The organism is Tateyamaria rhodophyticola (genome assembly GCF_047777875.1).
In the GTDB taxonomy this organism is placed as follows: domain Bacteria; phylum Pseudomonadota; class Alphaproteobacteria; order Rhodobacterales; family Rhodobacteraceae; genus Tateyamaria.
Window position 1 is genome coordinate 706,678 of record NZ_CP180519.1, and the last position, 17,792, is coordinate 724,469.

A 17,792-nucleotide genomic window follows, 5' to 3' on the forward strand; every position below is an offset into this window, starting at 1 on the left:
TTTGAGCGGGGCGCAATTTTTGGAAAAATTGCCCGTCGCGCAGGTTGAAGGGCGTTGTCCTCTCCCCGGATTTGGCCGGGACGACAGGAACCCCCTCGCGGGGACCACCAACACCAATGAAGTCGCGCTTATACGCGGGAAAACGACCGTGTCAACGCCTCGCCATCGCAACACACGCGGCGTGGCGCGGGCATCCCACCAGATGGTCGTTCACAAGACCGCAGGCTTCCATGAATGCATAGACGATGGTCGGGCCGCAAAAAGTGAAACCCGCCCGTTTGAGGTCCTTGGAGATCTGTTCGGACAGCGGCGTGAATGGCGGCACGTCGGCATCGGTGCGCCAGTGATTGATGAGTGGCGTGCCGTCAACATAGTCCCATAAAAATGTATCAAACCCCTGCCGCTCCTGAATGTCGAGATAGGCGCGCGCGTTCTTGATGGTGGCGGCGATCTTGCCCCGATGACGAATGATGCCCGGGTCGGCCAGCAGCCGCGCGATGTCTTCCTCGCCCCAACGAGCAATGATTTCCGGATCGAACCCTGCAAAGGCATGGCGAAAATTGTCCCGCTTTTTCAGGATCGTAATCCAGCTCAGACCCGCCTGAAACCCGTCAAGGATCAGCTTTTCCCACAGCGCGCGTGCATCGTATTCCGGCACGCCCCATTCCTGATCATGGTAGTCGAGGTAGATCTGGTCCGGCCCCGCCCAGCCACAGCGTTGCGTCACGCGCATCTCCTTTGCAGCCGTTTCGTAAAATTAGAACAAAATGCCAATATTAAACACATCTTTACGGGTTGGCGCCAATGGTGCCAACACAAATGCCGCAAGGACAGTGGACAACATGCGCAGATCGAAATTTGCAGACGTCGCGCCGGTAGCAGACAATCCGTTGAGTGCGGCCGTGTCTGCGCGCGACCGCAGCACACTTGAAATGGTGGCCGAAGCGGTGCGGCACAATCAGACATTGTTGGCCTTTCAACCGGTGATGATCGCGCACAACCGCACCGTTGGCTTTCACGAAGGGCTGATCCGGGTGATGGATGAAACTGGCCGGGTGATTCCCGCCAAGGACTTCATGCCTGTCGTGGAAAAGGCCGAGTTGGGTCGGGAAATTGATGCTCTGGCGCTCAACATGGGCTTGCGCACGCTGGCCGAAAACCCCTCCGTACGTCTGTCGATCAACATGTCGGCGCGGTCCATCGGGTACAGCAACTGGATGAACACGCTGAACCGCTGGATGAAGCGCGACAGCACGCTGGGGGAACGCCTGATCCTTGAGATCACGGAAAGCTCCGCGATGGATCAGCCGGAACTGGTGATCGATTTCATGGATCGGCTCAGCCACCAGGGCATTGGCTTTGCGCTGGACGACTTCGGCGCGGGTTACACGGCGCTGCGCTATCTCAAGGATTTCTATTTCGACATCCTCAAGATCGATATGCAGTTTTGCCACGGGATCGCGGACGATCCGGACATTCGCGCGTTGACGGCCGCAATGCTGGGCATCGGACATCATTTCGACATGCTGGTTGTCGGCGAGGGGCTCGAACGCGGCGAGGATGTGGCGCTGATGACGGAGATGGGCGTTGACTGCCTGCAAGGGTACTACTTCGACGCCCCCACGGTGCGTCCCAACTGGATTTTCAGTGAGCGGCAAACCGCGCAAAAGGCCCGCGCATAGGCCTGAGACACCGTGTCTCTTTGAGACAGCGGCGCGAATCCCTTAAGTCGGCGGCGACGCGGGGAATCTGGGGCCCGCACCGCCATGTGCCGTCTCGGATGATCCTCACGCGCAACTGACTAGAGGATCTGACCAAATGACAAATGTTGTCATCGCTTCCGCTGCCCGAACTGCCGTTGGCAGCTTCGGAGGCTCATTCGCCAACACACCGGCCCACGATCTGGGCGCGACCGTGCTCGAAGCGGTTGCAGACCGCGCGGGCATCGACAAGTCCGAAGTGTCCGAAACCATTCTGGGCCAGGTGCTGACCGCCGCTCAGGGCCAAAACCCGGCCCGCCAGGCACATATCAATGCAGGTCTGCCCAAGGAGGCGGCGGCGTGGTCCATCAACCAGGTGTGCGGGTCCGGCCTGCGCGCGGTTGCACTGGGCGCGCAGCACATCCAGCTGGGTGACGCAGACATCGTTGCCGCCGGTGGTCAAGAGAACATGACGCTCAGCCCCCACGCCGCCGCTCTGCGCGCCGGTCACAAGATGGGCGATCTGAAGTATATCGACACCATGATCCGCGACGGTCTGTGGGATGCCTTCAACGGCTATCACATGGGCCAGACGGCAGAGAATGTTGCCGATCAGTGGCAGATTACCCGCGACATGCAGGATGAATTTGCCGTCGGTTCGCAAAACAAGGCGGAAGCCGCGCAGAAAGCCGGCAAATTCGCTGACGAAATCACGGCCTTCACGGTCAAGACCCGCAAGGGCGACATCGTGGTGGACGCGGATGAATACATCCGCCACGGCGCCAACCTTGAAGCGATGGCCAAGATGCGCCCCGCATTCACCAAGGAAGGCTCGGTAACCGCCGCCAACGCCTCCGGCCTGAATGACGGCGCCGCCGGTGCCTTGCTGATGTCCGCCGACAATGCGGAAAAGCGCGGGATTGAGCCTTTGGCACGCATCGCGTCCTACGCCACCGCCGGTCTGGACCCGTCGATCATGGGCGTCGGCCCGATCTATGCGTCCCGCAAGGCGCTGGAAAAGGCAGGCTGGTCCGTGGATGATCTCGACCTCGTCGAAGCGAACGAAGCCTTTGCCGCGCAAGCCTGCGCCGTGAACAAGGACATGGGCTGGGACCCGGCCATCGTGAACGTGAACGGCGGCGCCATCGCCATTGGTCACCCGATTGGTGCCTCTGGTGCGCGTGTGCTCAACACCCTGCTCTTCGAGATGAAGCGTCGCAACGCGAAAAAAGGCCTCGCCACGCTGTGCATCGGCGGTGGCATGGGCGTTGCCATGTGCCTCGAGCGCCCCTGATACAAGCCACGGCGGTGCCCCACGGCACCGCCACCCCCTCTCCCCCTTTTCGCCCGAACGCAACGGTACTGCGTAACAATGTTGCGCAAACTGCCGATATGAGCGAAACATTATGAGCAAAACCCAAAAGGAGTCTTCCCCAATGTCCCGTGTAGCACTTGTCACCGGCGGTTCCCGCGGTATCGGCGAGGCCATTTCCAAAGGTCTCAAAGACGCAGGCTATTCCGTTGCCGCCACCTATGCCGGCAATGACGAAGCCGCCGCGAAGTTCACCGATGAAACCGGCATCAAGACCTACAAATGGAACGTGGGCGACTATGCCAGCTCCAAGGACGGTATCGCGCAGGTCGAAGCGGATCTTGGCCCCATCGACGTGGTTGTGGCCAACGCGGGCATCACCCGCGACGCACCGTTCCACCGCATGACGCCTGAGCAGTGGCAGGAGGTCATCGACACCAATCTGACCGGCGTGTTTAACACCGTGCACCCGGTTTGGCCCGGCATGCGAGAGCGCAAATTCGGTCGGGTGATCGTGATCTCATCGATCAACGGTCAAAAGGGCCAGTTCGGTCAGGTGAACTATGCCGCGACAAAAGCGGGCGACCTGGGCATCGTGAAATCGCTGGCGCAGGAAGGTGCGCGTGCAGGCATCACCGCCAACGCGATTTGCCCCGGCTATATCGGCACCGAAATGGTCCGTGCGATTCCCGAGGCTGTGCTGAACGAAAAGATCATCCCGCAAATCCCTGCAGGCCGCCTGGGTGAGCCGGAAGAGATCGCACGCTGCGTGCTGTTCCTTGCATCTGACGACGCCGGGTTCATCAACGGGTCGACTATTTCGGCCAACGGTGCGCAATTCTTCGTCTGAACCAGACGCACATTTGAACAAAAAGGGCCGGTGCACTTTGCCCCGGCCCTTTCTTCATCCCGTAAGAAGGCGCGCGCGCTTCAGCGGGAAGGTTTTGCCCCGAAAAGCCAGCCCCATGCGCCAGCCAGAGCAGCACCACGTTCGGCGTGGGCTTTGACCATTGCGTTGCGGATGGCGGGGTTTGCGGATGTCTCGAACATAGCGTGTCTCCTGCGTGGTGTGTTTCGTCTTGGGATGAATATGGCCATGTCCACGCTGTTCGACAAACGAGACTTTTCATGAGTTCAGTTAAGCTGTACTTAAGTGAAGATGCAGGACCGTCTTCCCCCTCTCACCGCGTTACGTGCCTTCGATGCCGCTGCCCGGCATATGTCCTTTGCCAAGGCGGCTGAGGAGCTGCACGTAACACCCGCAGCGCTCAGCTTTCAGATCAAGTCGCTCGAAGAGCATCTGGGCACGCAGGTGTTCCGGCGATTGAACCGCGCCGTCGAGTTGACAGATGCAGGCAAAGCGCTGGCACCCGGTGTTGCCGACGGCTTCAGGATCCTGGCGGGCGCGTGGCGAGCGGCAGAAAAGGTCACGGACAATCATACGCTTACGGTGACGGCAGGACCGGCGTTTACGGCCAAGTGGCTGGCACCACGGCTGTATGAATTCGCGCAGACGCACCCGGATGTAGAGCTACGCTTTGCGGCCAGCCTCAAGATGATGGACCTTGCACGCGACGGCATTGATGTTGCGATCCGTTTTGGCCGGGGACTGGAAGACGACCACTATGTCCTGCCCCTCGCGGAGGAATGGGTGTGCCCGGTGATGACGCCCGACATGGCGACCCGGTACACCACACCACAGAGCCTCAGGGACGCGCCGTTGATTTTTGACGACAGCATTCGTTTTCTGAACCCACCGATGGACTGGGGCGCCTGGTTCAAGGTGATGGGCATTGATCACGCGCCCACGCACGGGCCGCGGTTCAGTCAGGCGGACCACGCGGTGGATGCCGCCTTGGCAGGGGTGGGTGTCGTGCTGGCGCGGCGGGCGCTTGTGGTCAAGGATCTGGCCGACGGCCGCCTTGTTGCGCCCTTCCCCACCGCGCTGAAAACCGGGGCGCGGTTCCGGTTCCTCTGTGCCAAGGGCGCAGAAACGCGCCCGCATATCGCGGCGTTCCGGGATTGGATTGTGTCCGAAATCGACAAGACCCGACACATCACCGAGGCCATGACACTGGTGACACCTTCATGACATCCGGGCGTGCCACCGCACTTGGGTTCCTCGCGATTTTGCTGTGGGGCGTGTTGGCGCTCCTGACTGTGGGCGCGGCCCCCACCCCGCCCTTTCTGCTCAACGCGATCTGTTTTGCGGTTGGCGGCACGCTTGGTCTGGTGTGGACATCGATGACGGGCAATCTGGCGTCTCTGCGCGCGGTGCCCTGGCATGTGTACGTATTGGGAACCCTTGGGCTTTTTGGTTACCACGCGCTCTACTTTTCCGCGCTGCGCCTTGCCCCGGCGGCAGAGGCCAGCTTGATTGCGTATCTGTGGCCGCTGCTCATTGTTCTGTTTTCCGGCCTGTTGCCGGGGGAACGCCTGCGCGGCGGGCACGTGGCGGGGGCGCTTGTCGGGTTCGCAGGGGCTGCGCTGATCGTATCCGGCGGCAGCGCCGGTTTCGCAGCGGACGCGCTGCCGGGATACATGCTCGCCGGTGCCTGCGCGCTCACCTGGTCAAGCTACTCCGTACTGTCGCGTATCTTTGGCGCCGTACCGACGGCATCGGTGGCCGTGTTCTGCCTTGCGAGCGCGGCGCTGTCGCTTCCCCTGCATCTGTTGCTGGAACAGCCCGTTTGGCCGCAGACACCATTGGCGTGGGGCTGCGCGTTTATGCTGGGGCTCGGCCCGGTGGGTCTGGCGTTTTACGTCTGGGACATCGGCGTGAAACAGGGCGATATCCAGTTGTTGGGCACGGCATCCTATGCCGCGCCGCTGTTGTCTACGATTGTGCTGGTGCTTGCCGGAGTGGCTCAGGCCACGTGGTCCTTGGGCCTCGCGGCTGCCTTGATCACAGCAGGCGCACTGCTGGCTGCTCGGGCAAGCTTGCGCAAACGCGCCTAGCTGGACAGGCGCGTGATCTCTTCCTTGAGCCTGAGTTTCTGCTTCTTCATGGTGGCGATCTCGATCTGATCAACCGCCGGTGAGCGTTGGGCCATGTCGACCTGTTCGCTCAGGGTTTCGTGCTTCTTTTTCAACTCTTCGAGATGGGCGGTGATGCTCATATGGTCCTCCTTGCTGACAAAGTGCACGTCCAGCGAACCACAACTTGAGCCACAAGTCACGCCGCACGCGCAGCATGAGCGGGATTCAATCGATTCAACCTTAAAGAATGGTTAAGGGATAAGCGCGGCACCCGCGCGCAAAACCGCTTGGATCTCAGGGACATAGTCTTCGCCGTCGCGCGCATGCCGCGCGCCTGCGTGCATGATGATCGGTGCATGCAGCCGAAACGGCGCCCGCCCCTCTTTCCGGGCGCGGCATATCACGAGTTCCGCCGCCCGCCCGGTCCGCGGGGCAATGGGCCACAGTTCGGCACTGCCCAAACGCCCCGCCAGGGCGGTGAGAATATCCGGCAGACGCTCGGCCCGGTGGATCATATGCAGGTAGCCTTTGGGACGCAGCCGCCGCGCCGCCACGTCCACCCAAGCGGCCAGCGGCGTATCGATGCCCAACGCGGCCTCCCGCCCCGCATCCCGCGCGCTGTGGCCGCCAGACCGGTCGAAATACGGGGGATTCGCCAGCACATGGTCAAAGCTGCGCTGTTTGACCGCGTCCGGCAGGTCTGTGAGGTCCGCCACAACCGTATCAAGCCCGTTGCGCACCGCCAGTGCGGCATAGGCCGCCTGCCGCTCGACCCCGAGCAATGTCAGCCCCGGAACACGTGCCCCAAGGCACAAGGCCGCAGCACCGACACCGCATCCAAGATCCAGAACGCTTTGCCCGCTGACCGCCGGCACCGAAGCCGCCAGCAAAACCGGGTCCACACCGGCCCGATACCCTTGTTTCGGCTGCCATAATTCGACGCGCCCCCCCAGGAACGCATCGCGGGTCAGCTCACCGTCCAAGGTCGATCTCATTGTCGACCATCACCCGCAACGCGGCGTCATAATCGTCCCGATGCACCATAAGACGGCGGGGGAAAATCCCGATGCCACCTTCGAGGATGCTCATATTTACGTCCATCTGAAAGCAGTCTATATCCTCGCCCTCAAGAAGGGCCGAGGCAAAGGCGATGATCGTCGGGTCAGTGCTGCGCAAAAGTTCCTTCATATCATGGATGTAGGGGCATTTTAGCCTACTTGTCGAGTGGGCTTACGGGGATCGTTATGGACGCGTCTGCAATCGCAAAACCACATGACCGGCTTGCGGCCTATCTGGCCGACGATATGGAGGCTGTGAACAGCCTGATCCGGGCCAAAATGGCATCGGAACATGCGCCGCGCATTCCGGAAGTCACCCAGCACCTCGTGGGCGCCGGGGGCAAGCGTCTGCGGCCCATGCTGACACTCGCGGCGGCGCGCATGTGTGGCTATGACGGGCCGTTCCATGTGCACCTTGCCGCGACGGTGGAGTTCATCCACACCGCGACGCTCTTGCATGATGATGTGGTTGACGAAAGCGCGCAGCGCCGGGGACGGCCAACGGCCAACCTGCTGTGGGACAACAAGTCATCCGTGCTGGTGGGCGATTACCTCTTTTCGCGGTCGTTCCAGTTGATGACAGAGACCGGGTCGCTTGACGTGTTGCGCATTCTGTCGGACGCGTCCGCGACAATCGCCGAGGGCGAAGTGCTGCAATTGACGGCGGCACAGGACCTTGCCACGGACGAAGCGGTTTACCTTCAGGTGATCCGCGGCAAGACGGCGGCCCTGTTTTCCGCGGCGACCGAAGTGGGCGGTGTCATTGCCGGGGCGGATGACGCGCATATCCGCGCCCTGTTTGATTACGGTGACGCGTTGGGCATCGCGTTCCAGATCGTGGACGATCTGCTTGATTATCAGGGGCAATCATCGGCCACAGGCAAGAATGTGGGCGACGATTTCCGCGAACGGAAGCTGACATTGCCAGTGATCCGGGCCGTTGCCCTGAGCGACGCGGAAGAACGTGCGTTCTGGTCCCGCACCATCGAGCGCGGCAAGCAGGACGACGGCGATCTGGATCATGCACTCGCGCTGCTGAACACGCATGATGCGCTGACCTACACCAAGGACGCAGCGATCCGGTGGGCGGCGCAGGCGAAGGCGGCGCTTGATCCCTTGCCCGCCCACGATCTCAAGGACATGCTGCTGGACCTCGCGGATTACGTGGTGGAACGGATCAACTAAGCGCGCAGGCGCGGACCCACCAGTCCGGGTGCGCCCCTTCGATGTCGCGCGCCCCGCGTTCGGCCATGTCACGGCTGTCAAATAGTCCGAAACAGGTGGCCCCCGATCCGGACATGCGTGCAACGCCAACACCGTCCCGCATGCGCAACGCGTTGAGAACGTCAACAATGACTTGCTGTTGCGCCTGCGCAGGTGGTTCAAGGTCGTTGCGCTGCGCGCGCAGCCAGCCGTCAAACGCCACCGGTGTCATGGGCGTCGGCATATCCGTCATGGGGGCGTTGTGTTTGCTGTCGAGCGCGGCAAAGACGCGCGGCGTCGGCACGTGCAAACCGGGATTGACCAACACCGCATGAAGCGACGGCAGGCCCGTGATCGGCGTGACCTCCTCGCCCACACCGCCCATCCGCGCGGCTGAACCCGCCCGGCAGACCGGGACATCTGCACCGAGGCTGAGGCCACTGTCCGCCGCACCTAGGGCCTGCAAAAGGGCGGCTGCGTCCGATGACCCACCGCCGATACCTGCCCCATGTGGCAGGTTCTTTTCCAATCGGATGTGCCCTGTCCACTGCGCCAATTCCGCAGCCTGCCACACGAGGTTGCGCGCGTCTTGGGGCACGCCATCGGCAAAGGGCCCAGTGACCGTCAAACGCATGTCCGGGCCCGGCGCGCACCACAAGCGGTCGCCGATATCGGCAAACACCACCAAGCTATCCAGCAGATGATAGCCATCCGCACGCTGTCCGGTGACGTGGAGGGTCAGGTTGATCTTGGCCGGGGCAAAGGCCTCAATCGTCATTGGCCACTTCAAGCGGCGCGGCCCCTTCTTCATCCAGAACCACGTCCAGCCCAACCTCCAGCTTGCGCCGGATCCGGTCGGGTTGCGCGTCGCCGGGGTTTTCCTCATCCACGAACGACAGGGCCCGCATCCACTGGAACTCCGCCTCGCGCACGCGGCCAACGGCCCAGTAGACGTCGCCCAGGTGATCGTTGACGACCGGATCAATCGGCATCAACTCAACCGCGCGCTCCATGTGCCCAACCGCCTCGTCATAGCGGCCCAGCCGATAGAGGACCCAACCAAGGCTGTCGACGATGTAACCGCTGTCCGGGCTGGCCGAGACGGCTTGTTCAATCATTTCAAGCGCTTCATCGAGGTTGATCTGCATCTCGACCATGGAATAGCCAAGGTAGTTCAGCACTTGCGGCTGACCGGGGTTCAGCTCCAGCGCTTTGCGGAAATCGGCTTCGGCCTTGGGCCAGTCCTTGTTGCGCTCGTGGCAAATGGCGCGCGCATAGTGCAAGAACCATGCCCCCCGCGCCGTGTCATCGGTCAATGCAATCGCCCGGTCATAAGCGGGCACCGCGTCTTCGAAACGGTCCTGTTGCCGCAGGATATCACCCAGCGACGAATGCACGATGCTGAGATCGGGATACCGTTTGGCCAGTTGTTCCAGCACTTCGATGGCCGCATCCGGTTTGCCCGATTGCCGCAGCGCCGATGCACGGCCCAACTCCGCCGCATGATAGGCGGGGTGATCCGTCGCCATTTCCTTGTACGTGGCGTTGGCCAGGTCGTATTGCTGCAACGAATCAAGCAGCTCTGCATTGAGCAGCAGCGCATCCACGTGGTCCGGGCGCAAATGTCGCGCCACCCGGCCATACAGCAGGGTATAGTCCGCCCCCGCCTCGGACCGCAGCGCACCCGCCACGGAATAAAACACCTCGGCCACACCGTCCCGTGCGGATGTGATATGGGTGAAAGGCACGGTTTCCCCCGCCTCCAGCGCATCCACCAGCAGCTGCAATTCGGGATCACGCGACGCGCCAAATGCCTGCTGGATCGCGGCCAGCGCATCTTCGTTCCGTCCCAGTTGCGACAACATTTCGGCCCGGGCCATCGCGCCGCGCCGCGTCTCTTGCAATGGTCCCGTGCCCTGATCCGCAAACACCGCCTCTGCGGCGGCGAAATCACCAAGCCCAGCCAGCGCCATCGCCTTGTGATAGAGCGCAAATCCCTGAAGCCCGCGTTCTTCGGACAGCGCGTCAAAGGTCGCCATCGCCGCGGGTCGGTTGCCCGCCCCCACCAGGGCCCACGCCTCAAGCAGACCGTCCACAAGCGGGCCAATGCCCTGCTTTTCCGCATCGCGGGCCAGGAACGTCGCATAGTCTTCGCGTTGCAACAGGTCCGCCACGACAACCAGATGCGCCACCTGGCTGCGATGCCCCTGCGCTTCCATCTCGAGCGCAATGGGCAGCCCCCGGTCCAAACGACCCAGGGCCAGCTGCGCCGCCACCGCATCGCCCATCAGATCCACATTGTCCGGGTCAGCGGCAAGCGCCTGCGTGAGATAGCGTGCTGCCGCTGTAAAATCGCTGTTCATCGCAGCCTGCCGCCCGGCAAGGTAATCCCCCGCAAACGACTGCGCCGCAGCGGGCAGGGACAAAGACAGGGCAACGGCAATCGCCGCAGTGGTCGACAACAGGGAACGGATCACAGTGCTAGGACCTCTTTCAAAGATGCGTTTCATCAAAGGCTAGCATCTTACGCCGCCAGCGCAACGCAACCTCGCGAAAAGGTCATGAAAATGCACCCCTCCGCCAAGAAGGGGTGCACCAGCTGATTTACATGTTGGGATAGTTTGGCCCGTCCCCGCCCTGCGGCGTGGTCCAGGTGATGTTCTGCGCCGGATCCTTGATATCGCAGGTCTTGCAATGCACGCAGTTCTGGAAGTTGATGACAAAACGCGTGTCCTTGCCCTCTTCCTCGACGAATTCGTACACGCCTGCAGGGCAGTAGCGCGCACTTGGGCCCGCGTACTTGGGCAGGTTCTGTGCCACGGGGATGCTGTCATCCGTCAGCCGCAGGTGCGCAGGCTGGCTTTCCTCGTGGTTGGTGAAGCTGAAGGATACGTTGGTCAGCCGGTCAAAGCTCAGCTTGCCATCCGGTTTCGGGTAGTCGATGGCCGTGTGCTTTGACGCCTCTTCGGTGGCTTGCGCGTCCGATTTGCCATGGCCCAACGTCCCCAGCAGCGAAAACCCGAGCGTGTTGCACCACATGTCGAACCCGCCCACGGCGAGCGATGCCGTAAGGCCGTATTTCGACCAGAGCGGTTTCACGTTGCGCACCTTCTTGAGGTCCGCGCCAATGGCGCCGCCGCGCACCTCGCCTTCGTATTCGCTCAACTCATCGCCCGAACGATCAGCCGCAATCGCGGCATGTGCCGCCTCGGCCGCGGCCATGCCCGACAGCATCGCGTTGTGGTTGCCCTTGATCCGCGGGACGTTGACCATACCCACCGAACAGCCCAGCAGCGCCACACCGGGTGCCACCATTTTAGGCATCGACTGATATCCACCCTCGGAAATGGCGCGCGCACCGTAGGCCACGCGTTTGCCGCCCTCGAGCAGCTCCGCCACCATCGGGTGATGCTTGAAGCGCTGGAATTCCATATACGGGAACAGATGCGGGTTCTTGTAGTTCAGGTGGACGACGAACCCGACGTAAACCTGATTGTTCTCAAGGTGATAGATAAACGACCCGCCACCGGCATTGCCACCAAGAGGCCAGCCCATCGTGTGCGTCACGGACCCTTCGCGGTGCTTGGCCGGGTCGATCTCCCAGATCTCCTTCATGCCAAGCCCGTATTTCTGCGGCTCCTTGCCCTTGGCGAGGTCGTATTTGGCAATCACTTCCTTCGAGAGCGATCCGCGCACGCCCTCGGACAGGAACACGTACTTGCCGTGCAGTTCCATGCCCGGCTCTGTGTTCTCACCAATGGATCCGTCCGCCTCAAGCCCGAACACGCCCGCAACAACGCCCTTTACTTCGCCATTTTCGCCGTAAACCAGCTCGGAACACGCCATACCGGGGAAAATCTCGACACCCATCTCTTCGGCCTGCTCCGCCATCCAGCGGCACACGTTGCCCATCGACACGATGTAGTTGCCGTGGTTGTTCATGAGCGGCGGCATCGGGAAATTCGGGATCTTCAGCTTGCCCGCTTCGCCCAGCATATAAAACTTGTCTTCGGTCACCGGCACGTTCAGCGGCGCGCCCTTCTCTCCCCAATCCGGGATCAGCTTGTTCAGGCCAACCGGGTCCAGCACGGCCCCCGACAGAATATGCGCACCCACTTCGGAGCCTTTTTCCAGCACCACCACGTTCAGGTCCGCATCAAGCTGTTTGAGCCGGATCGCAGCGCTCAGGCCCGCAGGCCCCGCCCCCACGATCACAACATCATATTCCATCGCTTCGCGTTCAATCTCGGCCATGGTTGGCTGCTCCCTTGTGTCATTTGCGCGGCTGTCGTGACAGCCTTGGCTAGCGCACAGATAATACGTCCGCAACTTCGTGCATCGCCTTCGTGAAAAAATCCAGCAATTATTCACGAAACGACGAGACGTTACTTGTCTGACGGCAGGTCTCCCAGCAGATAGCGCGGTCCACTGCCCAATTTTGCGGCCCTGTCCTTCGGATTGTAAAGCTTGCACGCCTCAAGGCTCAGACATCCACACCCGATGCACCCATCCAGCGTGTCGCGCATCCGTTCAAGGGCGGTGATGCGCTGGTCCAACCGGTCGCGAAACGTCGCGCTGATCCGCGCCCAGTCGCGCTTGGTCGGAGCCCTATGCCGTGGCAAACGGTCCAACTCTTCGCGGATTTGCGCCAGCGTAAACCCGAATTGCTGGGCCACGATGATGAAACTCAACCGCCGCAGGTCACTGCGCTGAAACCGCCTGCGCCCGCCAGCGTTGCGCCACGGCGCGATCAGCCCTTCATCCTCGTAATACCGGATCGCCGACACGGCGAGGCCTGTCCGCGCGGCCATGTCTCCAATGCTCAATCCTTCAAACGCCACGCAAAAAAACCTCTTGACCTCAAGTACACTTGAGATCGGACGATGCCTGCATGTGACGCAAAAGGAAAGCCCATGAGGAAAGGACCCCCCGATGCCAGCTATTCTCGAACACACCAATCTGACCGTCTCAAACCCCGAAGCCACCGCCAAATGGATGTGCGACCTTTTTGGCTGGCACATCCGGTGGGCCGGATCCGCGATGGCGGGCGGGCGCACCGTGCACGTGGGCACCGAAGCCGCCTATCTGGCGCTCTACACGCCCGGCGCGCCAAACCCGCCGGCTGACAACACCTACACGACCGTTGGCGGTCTCAACCACCTTGCCGTGGTGACCGATGACATCGACGCCATGGAGGCCGCCGTTGTGGCCCTGGGCTTCACACCCGGCAATCACGGTGACTATGAACCCGGGCGCCGCTTCTACTTCCACGACGCCGACAACATCGAATACGAGGTTGTGCAATACGACTGAGCCGCAGTTTCTTCTGGCCGAAAATACCACGGGGGAGCCCGCAGGGCGGGGGCAGCGCCCCCCAATCCGCCCAAATCTCCTTGCAATCCCGCCCGCCATTGGGTCAGTTAACGGCAAAGTACATCAGGGCGGTTCCATCCGGGGCCGCCTGCCCTGTTTGGACGACGCCCATGGACAAGATCCCGATGACCCGCACCGGTGCAGACGCGCTGGAAACGGAATTGAAACAGCTCAAGACCGAAGAACGCCCCGCGATCATCAAGGCGATCGCAGAGGCGCGCGAACATGGCGACCTGTCCGAGAATGCCGAATATCATTCGGCCAAGGAAAAACAGTCCTTCATCGAAGGCCGGATCAAGGAACTCGAAGGGGTGATCTCGCTGGCCGAGGTGATCGACCCATCCAAACTGTCCGGCTCCATCAAGTTCGGGGCGACCGTCACGCTGGTGGACGAGGACACGGACGAAGAAAAGACGTACCAGATCGTCGGCGAATACGAGGCCAACATCGAAAAAGGGCTTCTGAACATAAAATCGCCGATTGCCCGTGCCCTGATCGGCAAGGAAGAGGGCGACAGCGTCGAGGTGCGCACACCGGGCGGTGAAAAGTCCTACGAAGTCCTGAAAATCAGCTATAGCTGAGGCCATGGCCGACAGACCCGAACCACAGCCGCGGCCGCAGGCACGCCCGACGCCGCTTGGCATCTATGACAAGCCGAAACAGGAGCGTGTTTCGAGCATCGAAGTGGTGGCCATGATCCTGTCGGGGCTCTGGCTGGTGGGCGCAGTTGCGTTTTTCCTGACCGGATCGAACGAGGGCACCGACACGGACGGCATGCGGTTTCTCATCACCATGCTGGCCGTGTTCATGCCGGTCGCCATGATCTGGGTCGCGGCCACGGCCGCCAAATCCAGCCGCGTCATGCGCGAGGAAAGCCAGCGGTTGCAAACCGCCATCGACGCCATCCGCCAGGCCTATATCGCGCAGCAACAGGGCCGCGACATTGCCGCAGAGCCGTCGGTGTCGCGCAAGCTGGACGAGATTGCCGCCGCCGCGCGCAAGACCGAAACCGCGCTGGCCACGTTTCAGACCCGTCGCGACGGCGACGGCGGCGCGCGCGCCGCCGCCCCGGCAGAACCAGCCGCGCGCGCGGATGATCAGCCCGCGCTTGCCCTTGGCACCACGGCCGAGGAAATCACACCGCCCATCGACACGCAGGATTTCATCCGCGCCCTCAACTTTCCCGAAACCGCCGAAGACGAAGAGGGGTTTGCCGCCCTGCGCAAGGCGATGCGCGACCGCGAGACCGCACAGCTCATTCAGGCAAGCCAGGACATCCTGACCCTGCTCAGCCAGGACGGCATTTACATGGACGATCTGCGCCCCGACCGCGCGCGCCCCGAAATCTGGCGCCAGTTTGCGGGCGGTGCGCGGGGCCGTCCCGTGGCGGCGCTTGGCGGCGTGCGGGACCGGTCGTCTCTGGCGCTGTCTGCCGGGCGCATGAAGCAGGACCCGATTTTCCGCGACGCGGCACATCACTTCCTGCGCCGGTTTGACAAGACGATCTCGGGCTTTGCCGAACGCGCGTCTGATGCAGAGCTGACGGCCTTGGGTGACACGCGTACCGCGCGCGCCTTCATGCTGTTGGGCCGGGTTGCGGGGACGTTCGACTAGGACCGGACCGGATCAGTTGCGCGTCACAGGTTTCGAGCGCATGCGCTGCACCGTTTCGCGTTCTGCGCGTTTGCACCGCATTGGCGGGAGCCGCTGATCCATCAGCGCCATATCCTCCAACACCATCTCGCCCATCTGCTTGAACGCACTGTCAAGCGCACCCGCGCGGTGGGCAGAGCGCAACAGGCCGGGCATGTGCCGCGCCGGATGGTCGGGATCCAGCGGCTCGTGGGGAAACACATCCGTGGCGGCCCGGATATGGCCCGCCTCCACGGCGGCCAGCATCGCGTCGAAATCAACCACCTCCGCGCGCGACAACAGGACAAAGGACGCACCACGCCGCATCTGTGCAAACGCGTCCGCATCAATGAAATGCCGGTTTTCCGACGTTACAGACGCCACCACAAAGACCACGTCCGACTGCGCGAGAACCGTGTCGAGCGATGCCGGTTCAACGTCATCTTCGCGCAAGGCCGATGGCGGCAACCATGGGTCAAACGCCCTGATCCTGGGCCGAAACCCGGTCAGCACCTTGCGCAACGCCCGGCCCAGATCGCCATAGCCGATCAACCCGACCTCTGCCCCGCTGAGCAGGCGCGCGGACGCGTTGCCGTCCGCCCCCCACGCCTCGGCCCCCTGCCGGAAAGCAAGATCCGCATCCGTGATCCCCCGCGCCAGATCCAGCGCGAACCCCAGCCCCAGCTCGGCCACGGGCAAGGCGAACACTGCACCAGTCGTCAGAACATGAATGCCGCGTTCAAACAGGCGCGGATAGGGCATGTTGTCCAGCAGGTTCGATTCCACATTCAGAACGGCACGCAGCGCAGGCATCGCTGCCAGTGTCTGCTCGGTGAGCGGCGGTTGCCCGATGATGTAACGGGCCTGCGACAGGACGTCAGACGGCAAATCGGCGAGTGTGTCGTCCGTCGTCTCCACAATCCGGTAGGTGTCTTCAAGCACCGCCCGCCGGTCCTCTGAAAAGATCAGATCGAGGCTGCGCGGAGCCGGAGCGGACAAGACGACAGGCTTCACGGCGACAGCAGGTCCATCGGCCAAATGGTCTGGCCCAACGCTGCCTCAGGCCTCATCCTTGCGCGCCTCTGCATCCTGTTTCAGACGGGTCATGAACGCGACCGAGATATGGTCGCGCAGCGCCTTGCCCGCGGCCTCTTCATCCTTGGCCTCGATGGCGGACACAATGGTGTGGTGTTCGCCTTGCGCGATTTCACCCCGCCCGACCGCGGCGAGAGACGTCGTCGCCATCAACGCCATCGTGCGGTAGACAAGGTCCAGCTGTTGCACGAGATAGCGATTGTGCGAGGCCAGATGCACCTGCTTGTGAAAGCGTCGGTTGGCGCGGCTGAGCGCGGGCGGATCATCCACCAGCGCGTCGTCCTCCTGCACCATGTCGCGCAGAATACGGACCTCTTCACGGGTGGCGTGGCGCGCAGCGAGGCTCGCTGCAAGCCCTTCCAGCTCGCGCCGCACCACGTAAAGCTCTGACATCTGGTTGTGGTCAAGCGAGGCCACGATGAGGCTGCGCCCGTCACGCGCCAGCAGCGACTGGGTCTCGAGCCGCTGCAACGCTTCGCGCACTGGCGTGCGCGACACGCCGAACCGTTCGGCCAGCTCGCTTTCCACCAGCCGGTCGCCGGGACGGTACGTGCCGATGTCGATCGCATCGAGGATCATGGAATAGGCATCCGTGTTGACGGTACGAGGCGAGGTCATGATGCGTCTTTCTTCATTTAATCCGAACACCTTAGGCCCGTGATGTCCGCCCGCGCAAGCCCCGAGGGTTGCCCCCGTGGATCATTCGGGCCTATGCAGCGGATCATGACAGACACCAATCCCGCCTGCCCCATTGCTTCGGATTTTGCCCACGTGACGGCGTGGGTGTTCGATCTGGACCACACGCTTTATCCGCCGCATATGCGCCTTTTTGATCAGATCGAGGCGCGCATGACGGCCTATGTGATGGCGACACTGGGCGTGCCAGAGGCCGAAGCCGACCGGCTGCGAGATCACTATTGGCGCACTCATGGCACCACGCTGGCCGGGCTGATGCAGGAACACGGGATTGATCCTGACCCGTACCTCGTGGATGTGCACGACATCTCCATGCATCCGCTGAAACCGGACCCTGCGTTGGCCGATCTGATCAGTGCGCTGCCGGGGCGGCGCATCGTCTATACAAACGGCAGCGCGCCTTATGCAGAGCGGGTGATTGCGGCGCGCGGTCTGTCCGGCCTGTTTGACGCGGTCTATGGCGTGGAGCACGCCGGTTACCGCCCCAAGCCCGACCACGACGCCTTTGCGCAGGTCTTTGCCCGCGACCAGCTTGACCCGACAGTGGCGGCGATGTTCGAAGATGATGCCCGCAACCTTGCCGCCCCGCACGCAATGGGCATGCGCACGGTGCATGTAGCAGAATCGGCGACGCCCGCGGCGCATATCCATCATCACACCGATGATCTTGCTGGGTTTCTGGCGCGTGTCCTGGGGTAGGACAGGATGCCGCTTTGGCAGCGCGCGCAGTCTGACTAGGTTATG

The 17,792-nt window shown here is 62.3% G+C and carries 20 protein-coding genes; 10 read left to right on the forward strand and 10 right to left on the reverse strand.

Translation table 11 applies throughout. The annotated features are described in order from the left end of the window. Nucleotides 1-151: 151 nt before the first annotated feature. Entirely contained in the window at nucleotides 152-727 is a 576-nt protein-coding gene (locus tag ACERHN_RS04955) for a DNA-3-methyladenine glycosylase I (RefSeq protein ID WP_415921542.1), read from the reverse strand. A 115-nt stretch (nucleotides 728-842) separates the two neighbouring features. On the opposite strand from ACERHN_RS04955, the gene ACERHN_RS04960 reads away from it, so the two are divergent. The 5 genes from ACERHN_RS04960 (at nucleotide 843) to ACERHN_RS04980 (ending at nucleotide 5,970) form a co-directional block, all read left to right on the forward strand. Then, nucleotides 843-1,682 (forward strand): EAL domain-containing protein, encoded by an 840-nt coding sequence (locus ACERHN_RS04960; protein ID WP_415921543.1) that lies wholly within the window; start codon nucleotides 843-845, stop codon nucleotides 1,680-1,682. 136 nt (nucleotides 1,683-1,818) lie between these two features. Further along, nucleotides 1,819-2,994 (forward strand): acetyl-CoA C-acetyltransferase, encoded by a 1,176-nt coding sequence (locus ACERHN_RS04965; RefSeq protein WP_415921544.1) that lies wholly within the window; start codon nucleotides 1,819-1,821, stop codon nucleotides 2,992-2,994. A 142-nt stretch (nucleotides 2,995-3,136) separates the two neighbouring features. Beyond that, nucleotides 3,137-3,862, forward strand: a complete 726-nt coding sequence (gene phbB, locus ACERHN_RS04970) for an acetoacetyl-CoA reductase (RefSeq protein ID WP_415921545.1) — start codon at nucleotides 3,137-3,139, stop codon at nucleotides 3,860-3,862. Between the two features lie 309 nt (nucleotides 3,863-4,171). Then, nucleotides 4,172-5,104, forward strand: a complete 933-nt coding sequence (locus ACERHN_RS04975; protein WP_415921546.1) for a transcriptional regulator GcvA — start codon at nucleotides 4,172-4,174, stop codon at nucleotides 5,102-5,104. Then, nucleotides 5,101-5,970, forward strand: a complete 870-nt coding sequence (locus ACERHN_RS04980; protein ID WP_415921547.1) for a DMT family transporter — start codon at nucleotides 5,101-5,103, stop codon at nucleotides 5,968-5,970. Before ACERHN_RS04975 ends, ACERHN_RS04980 begins: the two co-directional genes overlap by 4 nt. Here ACERHN_RS04980 and ACERHN_RS04985 read toward each other — a convergent pair. The 3 genes from ACERHN_RS04985 to ACERHN_RS04995 all read right to left on the reverse strand — a co-directional run bounded on the left by ACERHN_RS04985 (nucleotide 5,967) and on the right by ACERHN_RS04995 (nucleotide 7,179). Beyond that, nucleotides 5,967-6,131 carry a YdcH family protein gene (locus ACERHN_RS04985; protein WP_415921548.1) on the reverse strand — a complete coding sequence of 55 codons (165 nt, stop codon included), beginning with the start codon at nucleotides 6,129-6,131 and terminating at the stop codon, nucleotides 5,967-5,969. The two genes, ACERHN_RS04980 and ACERHN_RS04985, sit on opposite strands and share 4 nt — an antisense overlap. A 111-nt stretch (nucleotides 6,132-6,242) precedes the next feature. Further along, nucleotides 6,243-6,986 carry a tRNA1(Val) (adenine(37)-N6)-methyltransferase gene (locus tag ACERHN_RS04990; RefSeq protein WP_415921549.1) on the reverse strand — a complete coding sequence of 248 codons (744 nt, stop codon included), beginning with the start codon at nucleotides 6,984-6,986 and terminating at the stop codon, nucleotides 6,243-6,245. Next, nucleotides 6,964-7,179: a DUF2007 domain-containing protein gene (locus tag ACERHN_RS04995; protein ID WP_415921550.1), complete on the reverse strand. Its 216-nt coding sequence runs from the start codon at nucleotides 7,177-7,179 to the stop codon at nucleotides 6,964-6,966. Before ACERHN_RS04995 ends, ACERHN_RS04990 begins: the two co-directional genes overlap by 23 nt. A gap of 56 nt (nucleotides 7,180-7,235) precedes the next feature. Here ACERHN_RS04995 and ACERHN_RS05000 point away from each other — a divergent pair, with 56 nt between their 5' ends. Further along, complete coding sequence (locus ACERHN_RS05000) at nucleotides 7,236-8,234, forward strand: polyprenyl synthetase family protein (protein ID WP_415921551.1); 999 nt, start codon at nucleotides 7,236-7,238, stop codon at nucleotides 8,232-8,234. On the opposite strand, the gene ACERHN_RS05005 is transcribed toward ACERHN_RS05000, so the two are convergent. The 4 genes from ACERHN_RS05005 to soxR all read right to left on the reverse strand — a co-directional run bounded on the left by ACERHN_RS05005 (nucleotide 8,227) and on the right by soxR (nucleotide 13,063). Continuing rightward, nucleotides 8,227-9,030, reverse strand: coding sequence for a 4-(cytidine 5'-diphospho)-2-C-methyl-D-erythritol kinase (locus ACERHN_RS05005; protein ID WP_415921552.1), 804 nt, complete (start codon nucleotides 9,028-9,030; stop codon nucleotides 8,227-8,229). The genes ACERHN_RS05000 and ACERHN_RS05005 overlap by 8 nt on opposite strands. Continuing rightward, nucleotides 9,020-10,762 (reverse strand): tetratricopeptide repeat protein, encoded by a 1,743-nt coding sequence (locus ACERHN_RS05010; RefSeq protein WP_415921553.1) that lies wholly within the window; start codon nucleotides 10,760-10,762, stop codon nucleotides 9,020-9,022. Before ACERHN_RS05010 ends, ACERHN_RS05005 begins: the two co-directional genes overlap by 11 nt. Before the next feature lie 94 nt (nucleotides 10,763-10,856). Beyond that, nucleotides 10,857-12,506, reverse strand: coding sequence for an electron transfer flavoprotein-ubiquinone oxidoreductase (locus tag ACERHN_RS05015; RefSeq protein ID WP_415921554.1), 1,650 nt, complete (start codon nucleotides 12,504-12,506; stop codon nucleotides 10,857-10,859). 131 nt (nucleotides 12,507-12,637) lie between these two features. Continuing rightward, nucleotides 12,638-13,063 carry a redox-sensitive transcriptional activator SoxR gene (soxR, locus tag ACERHN_RS05020; protein ID WP_415921555.1) on the reverse strand — a complete coding sequence of 142 codons (426 nt, stop codon included), beginning with the start codon at nucleotides 13,061-13,063 and terminating at the stop codon, nucleotides 12,638-12,640. A gap of 121 nt (nucleotides 13,064-13,184) precedes the next feature. On the opposite strand from soxR, the gene ACERHN_RS05025 reads away from it, so the two are divergent. The 3 genes from ACERHN_RS05025 (at nucleotide 13,185) to ACERHN_RS05035 (ending at nucleotide 15,239) form a co-directional block, all read left to right on the forward strand. Continuing rightward, the gene (locus ACERHN_RS05025; protein ID WP_415921556.1) at nucleotides 13,185-13,565 is read left to right on the forward strand and encodes a VOC family protein; all 381 of its coding nucleotides are present in this window, start codon (nucleotides 13,185-13,187) and stop codon (nucleotides 13,563-13,565) included. Between the two features lie 170 nt (nucleotides 13,566-13,735). Then, nucleotides 13,736-14,206 carry a transcription elongation factor GreA gene (gene greA / locus ACERHN_RS05030; RefSeq protein WP_415921557.1) on the forward strand — a complete coding sequence of 157 codons (471 nt, stop codon included), beginning with the start codon at nucleotides 13,736-13,738 and terminating at the stop codon, nucleotides 14,204-14,206. Nucleotides 14,207-14,210: 4 nt separating this feature from the next. Then, nucleotides 14,211-15,239, forward strand: coding sequence for a hypothetical protein (locus ACERHN_RS05035; protein ID WP_415921558.1), 1,029 nt, complete (start codon nucleotides 14,211-14,213; stop codon nucleotides 15,237-15,239). 12 nt (nucleotides 15,240-15,251) lie between these two features. On the opposite strand, the gene ACERHN_RS05040 is transcribed toward ACERHN_RS05035, so the two are convergent. Both ACERHN_RS05040 and ACERHN_RS05045 read right to left on the reverse strand, forming a co-directional pair. Beyond that, on the reverse strand, nucleotides 15,252-16,271 hold the full coding sequence (locus tag ACERHN_RS05040; RefSeq protein ID WP_415921559.1) for a hydroxyacid dehydrogenase: 1,020 nt from the start codon (nucleotides 16,269-16,271) through the stop codon (nucleotides 15,252-15,254). A 45-nt stretch (nucleotides 16,272-16,316) separates the two neighbouring features. Further along, nucleotides 16,317-16,970, reverse strand: a complete 654-nt coding sequence (locus tag ACERHN_RS05045; protein WP_415921560.1) for a GntR family transcriptional regulator — start codon at nucleotides 16,968-16,970, stop codon at nucleotides 16,317-16,319. A gap of 105 nt (nucleotides 16,971-17,075) precedes the next feature. On the opposite strand from ACERHN_RS05045, the gene ACERHN_RS05050 reads away from it, so the two are divergent. Beyond that, nucleotides 17,076-17,747 carry a pyrimidine 5'-nucleotidase gene (locus ACERHN_RS05050; protein WP_415921561.1) on the forward strand — a complete coding sequence of 224 codons (672 nt, stop codon included), beginning with the start codon at nucleotides 17,076-17,078 and terminating at the stop codon, nucleotides 17,745-17,747. Nucleotides 17,748-17,792 lie beyond the last annotated feature (45 nt).